General features: G+C 51.1%; 1 pseudogene. It reads left to right on the top strand.

Annotated elements, in window-relative coordinates:
* Nucleotides 1-266: pseudogene (locus OOT08_RS18875) on the top strand (hypothetical protein); the annotation flags it as partial.

The following is a 266-nucleotide window of genomic DNA, read 5'->3' as shown; positions in this document are numbered from 1 at the left end:
AGAAGTGACGGGGGCTGGGGCGAGTCATGCTACAGCGATCAAAAAAACAAGTACGTTCCGCTTTCCTTCAGTACGGCCTCGCAGACAGCGTGGGCGCTTGATGCCCTCATCAGTATATCCGACCAAGCCGACGATGCCATTGAAAAAGGAATGAGAAGGCTCTTGGACCTCATCAATAATGAACAGACTTCCCCGGCAGATTCCTACCCGACAGGAGCAGGCCTTAAGGGGAAATTCTATATCCACTACCACAGCTACAAATGGAT

It is taken from the genome of Leucobacter sp. M11, from assembly GCF_035726885.1.
In the GTDB taxonomy this organism is placed as follows: Bacteria; Actinomycetota; Actinomycetes; order Actinomycetales; family Microbacteriaceae; genus JAPFRB01.
This window is presented reverse-complemented; position numbering and strand designations above follow the sequence as displayed.